Here is a 17,397-nt window from a genome sequence, read left to right on the forward strand (position 1 = left end):
GGTAATGAGGTATGCATGACAAGCACCACATCATTGAGGAGCCGTGTGAGGTGAAAGTCTCATGCACGGTTTTGAAGACCAGCGGGGCTGGCGACAGTCTCGCTGAGTTTAATGACATTGCAGTAACAAGTGAGGGAGAAAGCTTTTCAGGGAAGCAAATAACGCAAGTCAGGGACAAACATTCAAGAGTAAGAGCATCCATCCAGAAGAAAGCTTCAGAAGGCACAAGATCTACTCGCCGTAGAGCAAGGCAGATTTTGCAACGGTTATCTGGCAGGGAGAGGCGCTTTCAGTCGTGGGTAAACCATAACGTCAGTAAGCACATTGTCGGCAAGGCGTGTCTGTCTGGATGCTCGATTGCCATTGAAGACTTGACAGGCATTCGAGAACGCACCAATCGTGCCCCTAGAAGTAAGACAGAACGACGCAGATCTAACTCATGGGCGTTCTATCAATTGCGTCAGTTTATCGACTACAAAGCGCTAGGGGTTGGTGTGGAAGTCTTTAAAGTTAATCCAGCTTATACCAGCCAGACTTGCCACAAATGTTTGCACATTCATCCAATAAAGGGAAACTCCTACCGAAGTGGCAAGACTTTAAAATGTGGACATTGTGGATGGAAAGGTGATGCTGACTTTAATGGGGCAAGCATGATTAAAGTTTTGGGGCTGACTGTAAACCAGCCCGGAGGCTCGTACTTATTTTGTAAGTTAAGCCAGAAAGTTGAGTACTTCCAGCTTAGTTTATTTGATGTAGTGCAGGGCTACTGAAAGCCTACTCTATACCTGTACTCAGGTTGGTGTAGGTAGTTTACTCAATTGCCTTAAAACACTCACGCTTGAAAAATAACGGAAAGATTATTCGCTGGCATAGCATAGGTTTCGACTAGCGAAAGATTTTGGGCTTGAGCAACTGCCACCACCTCATCTAGATCCCGCACACCCCACTCCGGGTTTTGCGCCCGAAGACTCTCATCAAAATTAGCATTGCTGCGTGCTGTATGCTTGCCCCCTTGTTTGAAGGGCCCGTAGAGATACAGAATGCCATTCGGTGAAAGAATCCGCCTTGCCCCCGCCAACAATCCGAGACAGGCTGACCAGGGGGAAATGTGAATCATGTTAATATTGACGATCGCCACAATCGGGTTACATTTGAAGTCTATATCCTGCAACGGTTCCGGTAGTTCGTCCTGCTCCACTTCCCAGATTGGGTCGCGGACATCCAGCGCGATTGGGGGATACAAGTTATCCGCAGGACAGTGTTCTCGCCATGTTGCAATACTGGCTCGTGCCACCGGGTTTGGGTCAGACGGAATCCACTTACGAGGTTGGAGTCGGGGCGCAAAAAAGACTGCATGTTCTCCTGTCCCACTAGAGATTTCTAGCACTGTACCTGTGGGTGGCAGTACTTGTAAAAGTACATTTAGGATGGGTTCTCGATTTCGTTGTGTGGCAAGGGCATACTGTCGAGCATCTAGGGACTCATTCATCTGGGCTGTGTGGCTTGGTCGGAACTTAACTATTTTCACTTAGGGTAAGTCCTCTCCAGCTTATTTGCTATTGCGATCGCCTTTTACTAATTAAATCTTCCTTCTGATAGGCTTGAGCCGAAGCAGAAGCAATAATTAGAATTGAATTCAGAAGAATCGCTAAATTTTGAGTAATTTTAGCTCATGGCAGTTTCCGAAAATCGAGAAGCATATATACCCTACCGTCGTACCGATATCATCGATCTTTGCCTGAAAGATGGTCAGTTAGATACCGCTGATACTGAAACATTTAAAGATTTTTGTCAAATTCTATCTGCTTTCTACCACTTTCGCTTCCATAAAACATTAGAAATTATCAAAGATAACTATGTGGTATTCAACCCTAATGCGGACGTTCACCCCCTGAACGAACCGAGTCTCGATCAGTACGACGAGATGGAAGCGAAAGTAGTTGATGCGTTCAAGCATATTTTAGAAAGAGCCAACTATATTCCCTTGCCAGAATCGATCATACAACACGCCTTAGGTAAAAAGTCTCTAATTAACCTCAGAACCCAGGTTGATTTTAATGACTTTGACGATGTTCTCTACTATTACCGGGGTGATACTGAGAAGACAATTAAAGTTAAAAAACTCTTCTTCTGGAAGGAAGAAAAGACAATTGATATTTTTGAACGAATTGTTTTATTGATTAAGTTCAAAGGAGCAGGATACTTTCGTGCTAAAAAGCCAAATAAAAATAATTCAGAAGAACTGAAGTTTACTCCGGGTAAGATGTATGTCTACTTTTACAAGAATATCCCGAAGCACGATGTTGACCTACTCTTCCCCAATATTGAAACCAGTATGACTTGGAAGGATCGGCTGCTATTTGGTATTCCTGCTATTGGGGCTGCAATTCCATTAATTCTCAAAGCATTGCCGAATATTTTATTGCTCATTGCTGCCATTTTGCTGGTGTTCAATGCACCATCCCTGGTGAACTTATTGAATGTTGAACAGGATAAGCTGCGGAATGTAATGCCTATTTTAGTAGCAACCCTATCATTGGCAATGGCATTGGGTGGATTTGCCTTCAAGCAATACAGCAATTACAAAAGCAAGAGAATCAAATTTCAGAAAGACATAACTGATACGCTGTTCTTCAAGAACTTAGCCAACAATGCTAGCGTCTTTCAGATGCTTATTGATATTGCTGAGGAAGAAGAATGCAAGGAAATTATTCTGGTGTATTACCATCTCCTGACTAGCCCAAAGCCACTCAATCCTGAACAGCTAGACTCTCGAATTGAGACTTGGATGGAGGAGAAATTAGGCACCAAAATTAACTTTGATATTCATGGCCCCTTGGACAATTTGCAAGATATGCGGGGAAAGGTGTTCGCGGATGTTAAAGATGCCGATGCGCCTGAAGTGCCATTGCTTTCCTATGATAACCAGGGATATTGCCACGTTCTTCCACTGAAGGATGCTAGGGTTGTGATCGATTGGGTTTGGGATAATGCCTTTCGATATAACGGAACACCTTTGTAGAAAAGCTGTTGATGAATGCGATCGCAAGTAGTTTTCTGGCAAAGGCGATCGCACTACGATATTGTTAGGTCAAGCAAGTAGGAGTCCTCACTCGATGACCACATTAGCTAAATGGTCAGTCGAAGATTATCATCGCATGATTGCAGCAGGCATTTTGTGCGCTCGGCGTGTGGAACTGCTAGTTGGAGATATTGTCCAGATAAGTCCAGAAGGGTCATTACACGCCTCGCGCATTAGAAAAGTTGCTAACTACCTCCGCAGTCTTCTCAATGACTTAGCACTGGTGTCTGAAGCGCATCCGATTACACTCGAACAATCTGAACCAGAACCGGACATTGCAATTGTGAGGTTACCAGAATCTAGATATGATGAGCGCCATCCAGGTTCTGAAGATATTTTTTGGCTGAGCGAAATTTCTGATACAACGTTGACTGTTGACTTAAATAAGAAAAAACAAATTTATGCAGCCGCTGGAATTAGCGAATATTGGGTAATGAATGTGAAAGCTAATAGCTTGACCGTCTTTCGTCAGCCTATTGAAAACGATTACTCCCTTAAATATGAGATAAGTCAGGGAGAGTTAGTTCCACTGGCATTTCCTGAAATTGCCGTGTCGGTAGACAGGCTTTTTAGTTAAAAGGACTTGTCATTACTAGATGCACAGAATTCTTAATTATTCTTTCATCTATCAGAAGTGAAAGTTCCTCTATGGTAAATCAGCTCGGTCTATCCCCGCTTGATATGCGATCGCTCTTTACCATAGCTTGAATTGATGCCAGGACATCCAACAGTTCTATCCAGAAATCTTTGCTCTCTCCTTTCAGAGTGCTGCTGATAACCTGGGCAATTATCCGATTACGCCATTGAGATGCGTTATAAAAAAAGCCTCTCAACATGAGAGGCTTTCTAGATTGAGATTGAGTGGGGAGGTTAATATCAATTTCCTAAAAGCTTGCTACAAAGACTTTTCTTGTTCCCCCTTTATAAGGAGTGGTCAGGGGGTCAACTGTAGCAGTATTTCATCAAATTGATATAAGTATTAACCCGCAACAGCTACCGCACCTGCAATTGCTGAAGCCGCTCCAGAAACAAGTGCTGTCCAGAACAGCCACCAAGCCGCTGACGCTGCCGCTTTGCGAGTTTCTTCTGCTTGTTTTTGCGCTTGATACTTGACTTCATCAAGACGTCGTTGTGCTTCCGTTTGGATGCGTTCTGCCCGATGCAGCACACTATTGCGAGTACGCTCAATTTGGTCAATAACTCGGTTCGCGTCTGCCTCTGAGATATCTTCACGAGAACTCACAATTGCAACCAAGGTGTTGCGGTCAAACTGACTCAAGCGATCGCGCATCGCGTCAAAACCCGCTTGTGGGTCATCAAACAACTTACGCAAGTCAGTCTTGATGCCATCGTAGTTGAGTTCGGGTCGCTCAAGGCTGTTGAGGTAGTTGCGGATTTTCGCAAAGATGCGGTCAACTACAGACTGGATGCTGAGTTGCAAATCTCGCAGTTGTGACATCACTTGGTCACGAACACCGAGGATATTATCAACGATGCGATTCACATCCTGCTCAGAGATATCCTCCCGTTGGGACAGAAGGGAAACCAGGGTAGAACGGTCAAAGTGAGCAAGGCGATCGCTCAGGCTCGACACGCCAGCACGAGGGTCATTGAGCAAGAGTTGGACATCACGCTTGATCCCTTCGGGATTCAGTTCATCCTTACCCGTGGAACGCAGGTAATCTGCGATCGCACCTTGGAAATCCTGCACCTGCTGCTGAGTCCGACGAGCAAGACGACGGGGAGCCTTAACAATGTCGCGAATGGTGGATTGTACCTGGTCAATGATCTGATTGACTTGCTCCTCACTCAAGTCCTGCCGTTGAGAGAGCAACTTCACTAAGGTATCTCGATCCATCGAGGCTAAACGTCCTCTGATCGCCAAGGCTCCACCTTTCGGGTCATTGAGCAGTCTGCTTAAGTCACGCTGAATCCCTTCAGGATTTAGTTCCGACTTACCCGTGGAGCGTAGGTAATTGGCAATTGTCGATGTTGCCTGATCGTATTGCTCTTTCGCTTTTCCGGCTAGTTTTTGAGGCGTGTAACTGATGCGAGTCCACGCTCCTTCGATCTGATCGAGCGTTCGATTAATTTGATCCTCGCTCAGGTCTTGACGCTGATTCAAAAGCTGTACCAAGGTATCGCGGTCAAAGCGAGATGCACGGGAGCGGAGAGCGGCAAGTCCAGCTTGTGGGTTATCCAATAGCATTTGCAGTTCCCGATTAATGTGATCGGGATTCAGTTCAGCTTTACCCGTATCGCGTAGCAAGGATTGAACCTTGAGCCACTGCGCTTCGGCTTGTGCCTTAGCCGCTTCTTGCAGTTCTTGTGATTCTCTCAAAGCGCGATCGCGTGCTGTTTCAAGCTGAGGAAGAATTACGTCAGCATCTTCTTGTGTAATGTCCCCACGCTGGCTCAGAGTCTGGGCGAAGGTAGAACGGTCAAACTGGGCAAGACGGTTGCTCAGTTGTCCAAAATCTGCATCCGAGTCTTCCAGAATTGGCGTGAGGTTGAGCTGAATTTTTTCTGGAGTCAGGTCTTGTTTCGGAGTGGTGAGCAGATATTGTTCTACCTGGCGCAATATAGCAAGCGATCGCCCACGCTCTTGGGCTGCCCTTGCTGTATTCAAAACTTCTAAGCGAATCAATTCTAACTGGGTAGACAGCGATCGGATTTCGTCCTGAGTCAAGAGACCCCGTTGTTGCAGCACATCAGCAAAATCTGAACGATTTAGCTGTTCCAATTCCTGAGCCACAACTTCTGGATCTGCTTCTGGGTCATAAAGAACATCTCGGAAGTCTCGCTCAACTCTTTCCCCTTTCAACTGCCAGATAGGAGTATTGAGCAAGTAGTTTTCCACATCTGTCCGAACCGTGCTGGGAGGGAGTGCTGGTGTATTTGGATTCACCTGAGATGCAATTTTACCCGCCTGATCACCCGCTTGGTCTCTAACTGTTTTTAGCTGACCGACAATTTTTTCGACATCAAAGTCGGAGAGGTCGGTGCGTCCCATCACCATCCCAATCAAGCTGTTAACACCCATTGTCATCGCCTGAGCGACAGGACCCGTGGATTTTTGAGCCTGATCACCACTACTGCTTTGACCAGGGAGTCCGGATTGGCGAAGTTGGCGCACTTCTGAAATCAGTTCCTCCAGCTTCTGAGTAAATTGATTGCCAACTAACTGATCAGGGGTAGCTGACCTAATAAAGTCGGAGAAGCCTGCCATGGGATCGCCTTGTGGTGTCGGCAGTTGGTTCACTGTTTTCTTCCACGCGCCTTCGAGTTGGTCTGCAAGCCGATTTATATCCCGCTTGGATAAATCGCTCCGGCTGCTAATCAAATCCACAAAGGTTTGTCGGTCAATATTGCGAAGGTGATCGCTGCCAGCAATTTGCTTTAAATTCGGGTCATTCAGTAAGTTTTCAAACTCTTGCCGAATTGATTGGATATTTAATTCTGGAGGTCGTAGTGCTTGGATGTAGTCCTCTACGTTCTCCCGAAGACTAACTGGGTCAATCGCTGAGCTGAATTCACGACGCACTGCCGACGCGGCGGCTTCTGCTGTGGCAACGACTTGGCGACTTGCAGCCCCGCCCCCAATTGCGGCGGCGGCGGTTCCCACAATCGCCTGAAAACCGGAAGTCGCGGCATTCACCACTGAGCCGATTAGAGAACCCACAGTTGTTGAACTGACCCAAAATAGCAGCGAGAAGTACGTTGCCCAGATGACTAAGCCAACAATTGCCCCTAGTCCTGCACTCTCAAGCAAGCTCAGCTTCACCGCCAATAAACAACCGAGGAATAAAGCGATCGTGACCGTTATCAGAGTCCAAATCCCTACACCTGTACTGATTTTGCGGATCGTACCGCCTACACTACCGCCTTTATCATCGTGAGTATTATCCGAGTCTGATTGATGCCCTAAGTAAGAAATACCAGCGGCAACAGATAAATTTGTTAATAATAGCTGGATGCCAAACGCCAGCAATACTCCAGCAATCAAGGCAGTCAAGAATTGTGGTCCACTAAAGACCAATGCCGCATCCTCTGCCGTATCAATATCTGGATTAACTGGCACTTGTGCTAACCACAATGCCCAGCTACTAAGCTTTAGTGCCATTCCCCCACTCTGAAACATGATTTCTTCCTCGTTCAATGTTTATGTGTCGCGTAAGTCTAAAGATTGCTGGAATAGCTCGCCCTACTTCGGCAAAAATCACAGTCTTTAAACGACAGAATCGTTGTTTACGAGGGTTATGATCATCTCCCCAAGGGGAGAAAGTTCTCAAGGTCTTGGAGAATGTCTACCATGAGAGGTAGCTAGATTATTGCAGCGGGTTATTGAAAAAAGATAGTTAAAGAGGGAAACGGAGAAAGGCTGAGTGCAGGATCGTAGAAGTTTTTAAGCAGTTCCTCGCACCAGATGAGGACATAGGGGATTTCAACTGCATAGTTATTTCCGCGAAGCTGCACTGAGTGCCAAATTGTACAAATCAAAAAAGAGACACACCTAGGCATGTCTCTCACTGCTTTTTACTCTAGCGTCGTTTGCGACTACCGAATGAGCTAGGTGCCCTTGAAGGACTCGATCGCCTACTACTACTACCAAAACTGGGTGAGCGCTTAGCTCCTGTTGAAGAAGGTTGGTTAGAGCGGCGCAAAGTACTGGAACCGTAACCTGAACCCGTGGAGCGAGTCCCGGTTTGTGGTACTCGGCGTACCGTTGTCCGTTGACTCGATGAAGGAGTTCTTAAACGGCCTGTTGTCCGAAAACTTTGACTATTTTTGACGGCTGGTGGTGGCGCTTGATAGCGGGTTTGGTATTGCTGAACAGCTTGACCATATGTGTTGCCATAACCACCATATCCAGTCATAATCACACCGGGTTGATAAACTGGCGGCACATAGTAGCGTGGTGAAAACAGCAAGCTACCAACGGCTTGACCTGCTAACGCTCCAGCAAAAGGAGTCCAAAAGCTAGATTGCTGACGCACTACAACCGTTTCTTGTTGACCCGTTTGAGGGTTAACCTGATTTTCTGTAACGTTGTGGACGTATTCAATTTTGAAGTCTTCCGTCAGGTGCAACGCTGGCTGACCATTCTCAACATTCAAATAACTCTTCTGTCCGGCTGCAATTTCTTCGTCAGTCAGACGCGCCATTTGTAAGTCTGTCGTGCGAAATGTCGGAGGAGTCCCAGGCTGGGTATTTAGCAGCATTAGGGTGTACTCGCCATTAACGTCGTCATAGGTTGCCTGTTGCACAGGATAACGACCGTCACTCACCCGTGTTGGTGCAGCTGAGGTAGTCCTATTTGTATTATTCTGGTTTCCGTAAGACTGAGATGAGTTAGGTGTACTACACGCTAATGTAGTCCAACATAAGCTCAGAGATAGTAAGATGATAGTTAACTTGCGAAACATAAATCGTAAAAAACTAACACTATTCAACGGTAACTTGTAACTGTGATTCAAGTGGTTGGTTTCCTCCCCAAAACTAGGGCGGATTTAACCCCTGTATTTCTAACACCAACTCTTTAGTTTGATTGAATTCGTCGCAGGATTTAAGAGTACCCAAGCCAGTAACTAAACCCTACAAACGCTTATAGAGGGATGAGTTCAGGGAAATTGACTAACACTTGATCGTTTGTTAATTCTTCACCAAACTGTGCTGGAGAGAAGTGAACTTGGATTGCACGTAATCGTCCCTGATAGTGCAGATTAATTAAAGCTTTTAAACCCGCCTGTAGCGCACTTACGTTAGATAAATCAGCTTCCAAATCAGGAACTTCACCTTCGTAAGCCACTGTAATCATCACAATCAAGTTCTGAGTCACTGGCAAGGTTAGGGGTTCATCGCGATTAGGTGTCGCTTGGCTGAAGTCAGGTTCACTCAGATAACGTTGAGCAGAGTCGGTAAATAACTCGGTTACATACTCTTCAGCTTCCCCTTCACTCCAGAAAACGTCACCTTCATTGGCAGCAGATTGCCAATAAGTATCTAACTGAAGGAGATTCTGGCAAATATCAACAAGTCCTTCTCCTAAGACTTGCATATCTCCGTCTTCATCAACAGCTTCTCGTGCTGCACGATTGAGAACTCCTAGTAGGGGAGCAACTTCTGCGCCAGACAAATGGATGAAAACACGGCAGATTACAAATCGAGTTCGACCACCTAGCTGATTAATGCGATCGCGCCAAGAATTCATTACTCCCTCTACTACTAAATGCCAATTACTATCCAGTCTTCACTTTAAGAAGGCAAGTGACGTAAGCCATCTATCATCAGATTGACTACGGTATGACTTTCTCTACTACCTAAGTAGTTCAGTAAGCACGATGTGCCTTCATGAGAGTAGGGAAAGCACACTTCGCATCTGTACTACCAATGCTTAACATTTCGTAATTTTTTCTACACTGAGAATTGTAGAGCTATTTGCAGTTCAGAATTATGTTGCTTCGACCCCATCAACGTACAAAGCTAGACGATACCAATGACACAGACTTTTACGCGATGCCACGCTTCGTCACTCATGTGGACGAAGGTTTTATCGATCAGCTGACCCAACTATATCGCGATCGCCTTAAACCAAATACCCGTATCTTTGACATGATGAGCAGTTGGGTTTCCCATCTCCCAGAGGAGATAGAATTTGCTCACGTCGAAGGACACGGGCTGAATGAGGAAGAACTTGCTCGTAATCCTCGACTGAATCATTACTTTGTTCAAAACCTCAACGAAAATCCCAGTCTTCCCCTAGCAGATGAAGACTTTGATGCTGTTCTCAACTGTGTTTCTGTGCAATATCTACAATATCCAGATGCTATATTTTCCGAAATTCACCGCATCCTCAAACCGGGCGGCATTGCAATCATCAGCTTTTCCAACCGGATGTTCTACCAGAAAGCCATTACTGCCTGGCGAGATGGTACAGAAGCTAGCCGAGTTGAGTTAGTCAAAAGCTACTTTCAATCCGTTCCAGGATTTAGTCCTCCAGAAGTCATTACTCGTCAGTCCTCTGTGCCCAACTTCCTCCAGATGCTTGGTGTCGGTGGTGGTGACCCCTTCTATGCTGTAATTGCCCAACGTTTAGGCTGAAGTTGCTAGAGAATCCCAACCACAGGTGAAAAAGTGTAATTACTCTTAGCGATTCATTCCAACATACATAGAAGTCTTTCCTTTACGAAGCCATGGCTTACCACATCTGCACTCGATGTGGTAGGACAGTTAACGCTTATAAATAGGAAGCTCTTCAGTAAACCCTCCCATCTCCGATAAGACATATAGAGGTCTCCCTTTCACTTCCTCATAAATTCGTCCCACATATTCACCCAGAATCCCAATACTGACTAACTGCACAGCACCGAGAAAGAAGATTGCAATCATAATCGTGGCAAAGCCAGTTAAAGGTGAACTTGGAGAGACAATACGCCAGTACAGTACAAGCACAGCCATCAGAATTGCTGCTACAGCCGCTGCTAAGCCAACATAGGTTGAGAGGCGTAACGGCAATCTAGAGAAAGAAACCAACCCATTTGCCGCTAAGGAGAGGGATTTGCGAAAGGTGTATTTTACTTCCCCGGCAAAACGTGGGTCACGCTCAAACCGAATAGAAGTCTGCTGTAAGCCTGCCCAAGAACGCAGCCCTCGGATGTAGCGGTTGCGTTCTGGCATCGCATTGAGGATATCGACTACTCGCCGATCCATCAAGCAAAAGTCGCCCGTATCTGGGGGAATATCAACATCGGCAAGACGCCGCAAGAGGCGATAAAACACATAAGCAGGAAGGCGCTTCAACCAGCTTTCTTTACGCCGTTGGGTACGCTGGGCATAGACAACTTGATAGCCTTGTTGCCACTTTTCGATAAGATGAGGAATTAACTCTGGCGGGTCTTGTAAATCGGCATCGAGAATAATAACGGCTTGACCTCGTACAAAATTAAGACCCGCTGTGACAGCAATTTGATGGCCAAAGTTACGGGCGAGGCTAATGTAGCAAACTCGTGGGTCTTTTTGGTGGAGGTCGCGTAATAACGAAAGAGAGCAATCGCGACTACCATCATTGATTAAGATTAATTCCGCTGCACCATCTAGCTGATCCATCACAGCAGCAACGCGATGGTACATCTCAAGAATCGTTTCCTCTTCGTTATAGATCGGAACGATTAAGGAATACTTTGGGGGCATAGTTCATCCATATTGATTTAAAAGGTTGGAGTATGGTGATGGATTTGAGCATAAGCGCGTACTTAATACCTGACTTTAAATTAAAACTCATCTTAAGGGGCTAATCACTGTTCTCAGCCGTGAAATGGCATTCAGCCTAAAAAAACCAGTCCCACCAGGCAAACCGAATCGCATAGCGTCCGAGGAGAAGTGCAAAAAAGCCGATGATTGCGTATCCCCAACGAGGATGTTTGGCAAGCACTAAACCCAGTGCGAGGGAGAGGGATGCGATCGCATAAACATAGCGACTGACAGATTGGAGGGCACCAGAATAAGCAATGATCGCCAATGAGAAAACAGCGTAGGCGAGTGCGACCAAGGGAAGCTTATTTCGTAAGTGCCACAGTAAGTAACCACCCCCCAGGAACATGATTAATTTAATTAAACTATCTTTGTTCCCTGATAAAGCATGGCTAGCTATATACCCCCAAGTCGGTTGATCGCCCCATGCCTCCTGTACATGAATGAAGGCGATCGGGTCTCCAAAACGAAGTCCACAATAGGCACTAAATAACAGTAACCCTCCGACTGACGCTAAACCTGCTGCATAGGCAATCTTAGGTCGCTTTTCCCTCCAAGCCACAAAAAGAAAGGCGGGTACCAACGCCGCCCCTGTTGCCCGTGTTGCAGTCGCTAATGCTCCCCAAAACGCTGCCCTGCCATGTTGTTGGTTATCAAAGGCTCGTAAAGCGGCTGTAGTCACTAGTAGAAACAAACCTTCGGTATAAGCGACTGTTCCAAATACAGAGAAGGGACACCAAGCCAATACAGCCGTTGACCACCTAGCTTCCTTGACACCAAAGCGTTCTTCAGACCAACGGTACAGAAAAAATAATGCCCCAAGCAAGGCTAGGTTGTTGACTAAGGGACCTGCTACGTCAAACGGTAAGCCGAGACTCATCACCCCACGGGTAATTAAAGGAAACAGAGGAAAGAAGGCGACGGGATATTTCTGTCCATCATTGGCATAGTCGTAGCCAGTCGTTGCAATCTGCCGATACCAAGCCCCATCCCAATGTGTAAAGAGTTCCCAACCTGCTTTGGGCACAAAATTGTGGGTAAAGCCCAGTGGGGTGTAGTCGTAGTCTGTCGGTGGCGATTGAATCAAAGGAGCAATGAGTTGCATCGCTACAATGATGACGAGTCGGCTCAAAAGCCACATAGCTAAGACAAAAATCCAGCCCTCGCTCCATCTTTTTTTCGGGAGCCTGTCTTCTGAATCTACAATTTCCCTCGACCTTATCGGTGTCATAGCCAAAAATCTGGAAGTTTAGAAGGCAAGCTAAGCCAAAAGTCTTAAAACATTTAAGCTGAACTTACACTCTAAAGATAGAATTTTGCTCTTCTTAAAGAGAGATTCTTCGGTTACTGCTGACTACGGCTGCCTTCCCATCGCAGATCGCCAAAACCCAAAGATTTGTACTTGCGTTGAATGCCATCCTACTGAGTGCAGTGTGGTGGAAATAACTATCCAGTTGAAAAAGCTGACTGTACAAGCAATATTCATAAAAGCCTTCTGCATAAAAGCCTCCTGCCTTCTTGCACTGAGTTAGCTATTGTCAACGACCTAGTTTATTAGGAATTCCGTCACAGCCACCGGGAATTGACTTTCGGGAATTTTCCCCGCACCAAGCACAGCAGTAGTAGCGTTGTTCTTCTTCAAGCCGCAGGACACCCGTAAAGTTAGCGTTTTCAACCACAGCACCCGTGTGGGCGCCTGTTTCATAATTAGGGGGTTTGGTACGGCTGCGAGGACTGGCGGTTTCTACTGAACCATAGAAGAGGTGAACTCCAAATAGGTCAGCACCACTAAGATTAGCTTCAAATAAAATTGTTCGAGCTAAGTTGGCTTTTACTAAATCACAGCCGCTAAGATTGGCTCTCACCATGTTGGCATCGCTCAATTCTGTCCAGCGCAAATCTGTACCCGCAAGGTCTGCTCCAGCTAACATCACGTTCAAGTCAATCACACGCACACCATCATCACGGTCTTCTAGGTAACCTCCGTTACCATCCAGCATTGGACGACCTAAGTGGCGATCGCGTTTTAATGGTGTCAGCAACCGAGACTGGGACAAAAACCGTATAACTTTGGCTTTCCCTTGAGCGTCTACACTACTTAAAATAGCGGCTGTGCGTCCTTCTGAAAATGCCCGTTCCTGTGGCCAATCTTCTAGTAATCCTTCGTTATCTAATGCCAAATCAGAAACGCCCTGAAAGTAGGCATCAATGGTTTGCTGTTGGGTAATTGTGTTCTGTTGGATGGTTAGGTCTTTAGAAATTACATATTGTCGCCAAGCAATGTAAACAGCGAGGACGGCGATGAGAATTTGTCCTAACGCTCCAATCCACTCTGCTAGTGAGCCAATGGCTTCGGAGTTTAGCTTTTCCAGTACAGCATCAAACCTTCGATTGACACCTGTTAGGGTTGCCAAACCGAAGATTGCCGCTAGCAATCCAAAAATAGCAACAAACCGTGATTGCTCGACTGGAGAGACTGACTCACTTAACCACTGCTGCAACGGTACCCAAACAACTGGCACTGATATCAGCAAGGTAGCAATTGCTCCCGCCATCCCAATCCAGAAGTTATCAATCGTTAACCCCAAAACCAGAATTGCGATCGCAATCAGGGTCAGTATTGGGACTGAGGGATGATTAGCAAGACTCGGTTGGCTAGTTTGCCTGGATAGCACCCCGGTAGATACAGGTGGCGGCTGTTTAGTTGGTTTGATCGCTAGCGGGGATTTACCATTACCGGAGGTATTGGCAGCAGTACTAATGCCACTCTCACCGTTTGGACTATCTACTGACGGACTGGACTGGGGAGAATCAGGCTGAGTTGTCATCGTCTTCCAAGTAAAGCGGGCATGGCGGGATATATTGCCTATATATACCTAGATGATTTTAACCAAGCAACAATTTGAGCCGTCTGCCTGTTCAAAGGCTTACCGCTGTTTTGAGTAAACTCACGTTTTAAGGCTTTTGTCAAGCTTCTTATTAGCAAGCGCAACCCAAGTAATTTGATTTAAGCGATCGCTGTATTCCCCATGCCTATCTGGTAGCTAGATATGACGTAAAATCTGTATAACTGCCGCAAGAGGGATGTCAAATGGAGTTTGGATATGAATTTAGTAGTTCCCAGAATGAACTGATTAAACAGCTAGCTGACAAAATGCGATTTGTTGGCTACTTCCTAATTGGTGTAGGAGTTCTGACGGCAATCGGTGGATTATTGGCATTGAGAAATGGTGGTGTCGGTAGCATCATTAGCGGAGTTGTTCAAGTCATTATTGGGGTTTGGACTAGCAAAGCCGCATCTGCTTTCAAGCTGATCGTAGAGACTCAGGGGAATGATATTGAAAATCTTATGGGTGCCCTCGGTGAACTGAGGAAACTCTATGCTCTTCAATACTGGGCTTTAATCATCGCTATAGTTTTTGCAGTAATCGGGCTTATATTGGGACTAGTTCTTAGCGCATCTTTGCCTTGAGAAACAGCACTCCAAGCTACGTTCCTGGTGTTAGTATTCAAAAGAGCGATCGCATATCAGAATCATGATTCATCTAGCGCCTGTTGTTTTGCAAACTGCTCCTTCAGTTTTCGCAGAATCGGGATTTTCTGATATTGCTCAGAGCGTATGCTATCCCAGTCCAAACCTAAGGGGCGCCGATAAATCGTCTTTGTCTCTATGATCTCTTCAGAAGTGACAACCCAATTGAGTGCCCAATCATGACTTTGCATCGGCAAACACTTTTGTTCAACAATCTGCAAGGGATGTACCGTCGTCACAATTGGCGTATCGGGTTGCACCAACCCAAACTCATAAAGCATGGCAAGTTCCAAGTCAGCAAACCCAGCGCCTTTCCCAGTCCGACCCCCATTGCGGGTCACCGCCACACAGCCTACCATCACTAAATCAATGGGTTGCATTTCCTCAAACGTCACCAATCGCCCATAAGTCAGTGCCTTGTTTGCGCTCGCAGCGTCTTCAAGTAAGATGTTACGCTGCTGCAAATCCTCAGCCGTCAATTCAACAAAGCAACGGGTACTCGTCAAGCGGGGTACAGCCATGTATAGGCGTTTTCCCTCTTGCAGCGCACGTAGCCGCACTGGAATTTGTGGTGAATCGGGATTGCACTTAATCGCCTTTGCCTGTTGCCAAATCGGTAAAGCTGCGAGTTTTTCAGCCGCTTGTTGGGCACCAACAAAGTTTGGGATGTGACCAAATGGGTCACCAATAGCTGCCCCTTGTTCCTTTAGCAACGACCAAATCTCAGTTCTCAGATTGTCTTTATCGGGATGATAACCACTCCAATTTGTCTTGATAGTGTTAGACATTGAATTTCATTTAACGTGTTGGCGATAGACATTGGGAGTTACTTGCAGAGTCTTGCGAAACACTGTTGTCATGTGGCTTTGATTACCAAAACCTACTTCGTAGGCAATCTCAGCAATGGATAGACTCGATTCACGAAGCAATGCTTTCGCTCGTTCGATACGACATTGCAGGACATATCGGTAAGGAGGGATTCCTGTTGTTGCTTTAAACGAATGGGCGAAGTAAAAGGGACTCAATCCAACAACTCCTGCAATTCCATCAAGACTTAGCTCACGTTGAAGATTGTCTTGAATATACTCAATCGCCGTTTTAAGCATCTTGAGGGCTAAGAAATCAGGGACGCGCTTGAGTTGACGAGATACATTCGACCGATGACGGATAACGTGTTCCATGATCAGTGTCGCTACTGACTCTAGATAGAGCGCTCCACCAACATGTCTATGTACAAAAAAGTCTCGAACTGCTTGAGCTAGACTTAAGCCTTTCGCACTTGCCTGAATCTGTCCTGGTACTAGATCAACATCTTTGTCACTGCTGTATTCAGCAACGATTCGAGAGGCTAGCGGTTGCTTGTAAGCAAGGACGATAAAGAAACCTGTGGTTTCGATAGAGCGATAACTGCTAGATGAGGGCACAACGTCGAAGCCACCTGGTTCGGCACAATAAGTCTCTAGCTTATCGGAGTTAAAGGCGGCAATTCCACGACCGATCTCAAACCGAGTTGAAATCAGCTCAAAGGTAGGGGTGATATTAACCTCTAAATTCCCTGGTGGGACTAGAGCAACAATCAAACTCGGTGTTTCTAGCCAATGTCCCCACTTCGGCAACTCGCATAAGGGGGCATGGTTCAGAGGCATTCTGTACTCTGCTGATATAAATTTCTGTTCTTTTAGAATGTCCACTCTTCACCCGCAAGAACTGAAAAGACAGCTTAAGCCTGTATCTGTATAGTTGGCTCTATTAAGTTTATTAAAGGACATAGAGTAACCCATGCATACAGGTTTGATTCCCATATCGACACTCTTTATTGGGTTGAATGGTATCCTCGCCTTTGCACTTTCCTACATTGCAGCGACGGAACGGACAAGAGCGAGAGTTTGGCATGGTGAGTCAAAAGAGGACGTTACCACACAACCCGATCCGCTTGCTAATCCTAGTGCTTGGGTGGCGACAATTGAGCGTCTGAGTCAAAAGCTGTCGCTAGGAAAGGTTCAAGATGATGGAATACTACAGCGTAAGGTACGCGCTCACGGGAATTTTGCTGAATATGTGCCGCAAGGGTTGCTTTTCCTTGTGGCGCTAGAGTTAATGAACGCTCAAGTCGGGCTGATATGGCTTCTCGGCGGTACACTTACAGTTGCTAGAGTTGCCCATGCTTACGGAGTGATTACGAAATATGGTCCTTCTATTGGGCGGGCAATAGGATTTTTCCTAACTTGGTTTGTTTATATAGTCGGCAGCATCGCCTGTCTTTACTACAGCGCTGGCAGTTTGATTTGACGTGCTTTTGCTGGTTTTAGCCAAGGAGTTAATAACGCGAACGCCTTTGCCAGCAACATTTGTGTGAGTTCCCGAATCTTTTGGGGATTGTGCGATCGCTACACTATCTCTGTATAAATAACCCACCAATCAATACTCTGCCCTGCTTTCAGAACTTGGATGAGTTCGATAATCTACTGCAATTCTCTCCTAGCGCGTACAATTACATAACACATCGACTATCAGGGTTTGCATCGATTGAAGT

General features: G+C 46.1%; 17 protein-coding genes. 6 read left to right on the forward strand and 11 right to left on the reverse strand.

Annotation, left to right across the window (positions count from 1 at the left end; translation table 11 throughout):
• Positions 1-11: 11 nt before the first annotated feature.
• On the forward strand, positions 12-770 hold the full coding sequence (locus tag H6F98_RS02575; RefSeq protein WP_396810320.1) for an RNA-guided endonuclease InsQ/TnpB family protein: 759 nt from the start codon (positions 12-14) through the stop codon (positions 768-770).
• Positions 771-832: 62 nt separating this feature from the next.
• Here H6F98_RS02575 and H6F98_RS02580 read toward each other — a convergent pair whose 3' ends face one another.
• Entirely contained in the window at positions 833-1,489 is a 657-nt protein-coding gene (locus H6F98_RS02580) for a DUF938 domain-containing protein (protein ID WP_192217310.1), read from the reverse strand.
• A 183-nt stretch (positions 1,490-1,672) separates the two neighbouring features.
• Here H6F98_RS02580 and H6F98_RS02585 point away from each other — a divergent pair, with 183 nt between their 5' ends.
• Both H6F98_RS02585 and H6F98_RS02590 read left to right on the forward strand, forming a co-directional pair.
• Positions 1,673-3,022 (forward strand): TMEM143 family protein, encoded by a 1,350-nt coding sequence (locus H6F98_RS02585; protein WP_192217118.1) that lies wholly within the window; start codon positions 1,673-1,675, stop codon positions 3,020-3,022.
• Between the two features lie 94 nt (positions 3,023-3,116).
• Positions 3,117-3,659 carry a Uma2 family endonuclease gene (locus H6F98_RS02590; protein WP_192217119.1) on the forward strand — a complete coding sequence of 181 codons (543 nt, stop codon included), beginning with the start codon at positions 3,117-3,119 and terminating at the stop codon, positions 3,657-3,659.
• Between the two features lie 79 nt (positions 3,660-3,738).
• On the opposite strand, the gene H6F98_RS02595 is transcribed toward H6F98_RS02590, so the two are convergent.
• The 4 genes from H6F98_RS02595 to H6F98_RS02610 all read right to left on the reverse strand — a co-directional run bounded on the left by H6F98_RS02595 (position 3,739) and on the right by H6F98_RS02610 (position 9,293).
• Positions 3,739-3,918, reverse strand: a complete 180-nt coding sequence (locus H6F98_RS02595; protein WP_192217120.1) for a hypothetical protein — start codon at positions 3,916-3,918, stop codon at positions 3,739-3,741.
• Between the two features lie 143 nt (positions 3,919-4,061).
• Entirely contained in the window at positions 4,062-7,223 is a 3,162-nt protein-coding gene (locus tag H6F98_RS02600) for an MFS transporter (RefSeq protein ID WP_192217121.1), read from the reverse strand.
• Positions 7,224-7,623: 400 nt separating this feature from the next.
• On the reverse strand, positions 7,624-8,508 hold the full coding sequence (locus H6F98_RS02605; protein WP_192217122.1) for a hypothetical protein: 885 nt from the start codon (positions 8,506-8,508) through the stop codon (positions 7,624-7,626).
• A 179-nt stretch (positions 8,509-8,687) separates the two neighbouring features.
• Positions 8,688-9,293: a DUF1517 domain-containing protein gene (locus H6F98_RS02610; RefSeq protein WP_192217123.1), complete on the reverse strand. Its 606-nt coding sequence runs from the start codon at positions 9,291-9,293 to the stop codon at positions 8,688-8,690.
• Between the two features lie 242 nt (positions 9,294-9,535).
• Here H6F98_RS02610 and H6F98_RS02615 point away from each other — a divergent pair, with 242 nt between their 5' ends.
• Complete coding sequence (locus H6F98_RS02615) at positions 9,536-10,183, forward strand: class I SAM-dependent methyltransferase (RefSeq protein ID WP_192217124.1); 648 nt, start codon at positions 9,536-9,538, stop codon at positions 10,181-10,183.
• 129 nt (positions 10,184-10,312) lie between these two features.
• On the opposite strand, the gene H6F98_RS02620 is transcribed toward H6F98_RS02615, so the two are convergent.
• From H6F98_RS02620 to H6F98_RS02635, 4 genes are all read right to left on the reverse strand, one after another.
• Positions 10,313-11,272, reverse strand: coding sequence for a glycosyltransferase family 2 protein (locus H6F98_RS02620; RefSeq protein WP_192217125.1), 960 nt, complete (start codon positions 11,270-11,272; stop codon positions 10,313-10,315).
• A 136-nt stretch (positions 11,273-11,408) separates the two neighbouring features.
• Complete coding sequence (locus H6F98_RS02625; protein ID WP_199348256.1) at positions 11,409-12,563, reverse strand: mannosyltransferase family protein; 1,155 nt, start codon at positions 12,561-12,563, stop codon at positions 11,409-11,411.
• A gap of 123 nt (positions 12,564-12,686) precedes the next feature.
• A complete protein-coding gene (locus tag H6F98_RS02630) occupies positions 12,687-12,833 on the reverse strand; it encodes a hypothetical protein (RefSeq protein WP_192217126.1) in 147 nt (48 codons plus the stop codon).
• Between the two features lie 37 nt (positions 12,834-12,870).
• The gene (locus H6F98_RS02635) at positions 12,871-14,160 is read right to left on the reverse strand and encodes a pentapeptide repeat-containing protein (RefSeq protein WP_192217127.1); all 1,290 of its coding nucleotides are present in this window, start codon (positions 14,158-14,160) and stop codon (positions 12,871-12,873) included.
• 263 nt (positions 14,161-14,423) lie between these two features.
• Here H6F98_RS02635 and H6F98_RS02640 point away from each other — a divergent pair, with 263 nt between their 5' ends.
• Positions 14,424-14,804 carry a hypothetical protein gene (locus H6F98_RS02640; protein ID WP_192217128.1) on the forward strand — a complete coding sequence of 127 codons (381 nt, stop codon included), beginning with the start codon at positions 14,424-14,426 and terminating at the stop codon, positions 14,802-14,804.
• Between the two features lie 62 nt (positions 14,805-14,866).
• Here H6F98_RS02640 and H6F98_RS02645 read toward each other — a convergent pair whose 3' ends face one another.
• Both H6F98_RS02645 and H6F98_RS02650 read right to left on the reverse strand, forming a co-directional pair.
• Positions 14,867-15,652, reverse strand: a complete 786-nt coding sequence (locus H6F98_RS02645; protein WP_192217129.1) for a 5-formyltetrahydrofolate cyclo-ligase — start codon at positions 15,650-15,652, stop codon at positions 14,867-14,869.
• Positions 15,653-15,658: 6 nt separating this feature from the next.
• On the reverse strand, positions 15,659-16,510 hold the full coding sequence (locus tag H6F98_RS02650) for a helix-turn-helix transcriptional regulator (RefSeq protein ID WP_192217130.1): 852 nt from the start codon (positions 16,508-16,510) through the stop codon (positions 15,659-15,661).
• A 133-nt stretch (positions 16,511-16,643) separates the two neighbouring features.
• On the opposite strand from H6F98_RS02650, the gene H6F98_RS02655 reads away from it, so the two are divergent.
• The gene (locus H6F98_RS02655) at positions 16,644-17,153 is read left to right on the forward strand and encodes an MAPEG family protein (RefSeq protein WP_192217131.1); all 510 of its coding nucleotides are present in this window, start codon (positions 16,644-16,646) and stop codon (positions 17,151-17,153) included.
• Positions 17,154-17,397: the final 244 nt, after the last annotated feature.

Source organism: Microcoleus sp. FACHB-SPT15 (assembly GCF_014849525.1).
Taxonomy (GTDB): Bacteria; Cyanobacteriota; Cyanobacteriia; order Cyanobacteriales; family Coleofasciculaceae; genus Symplocastrum; species Symplocastrum torsivum.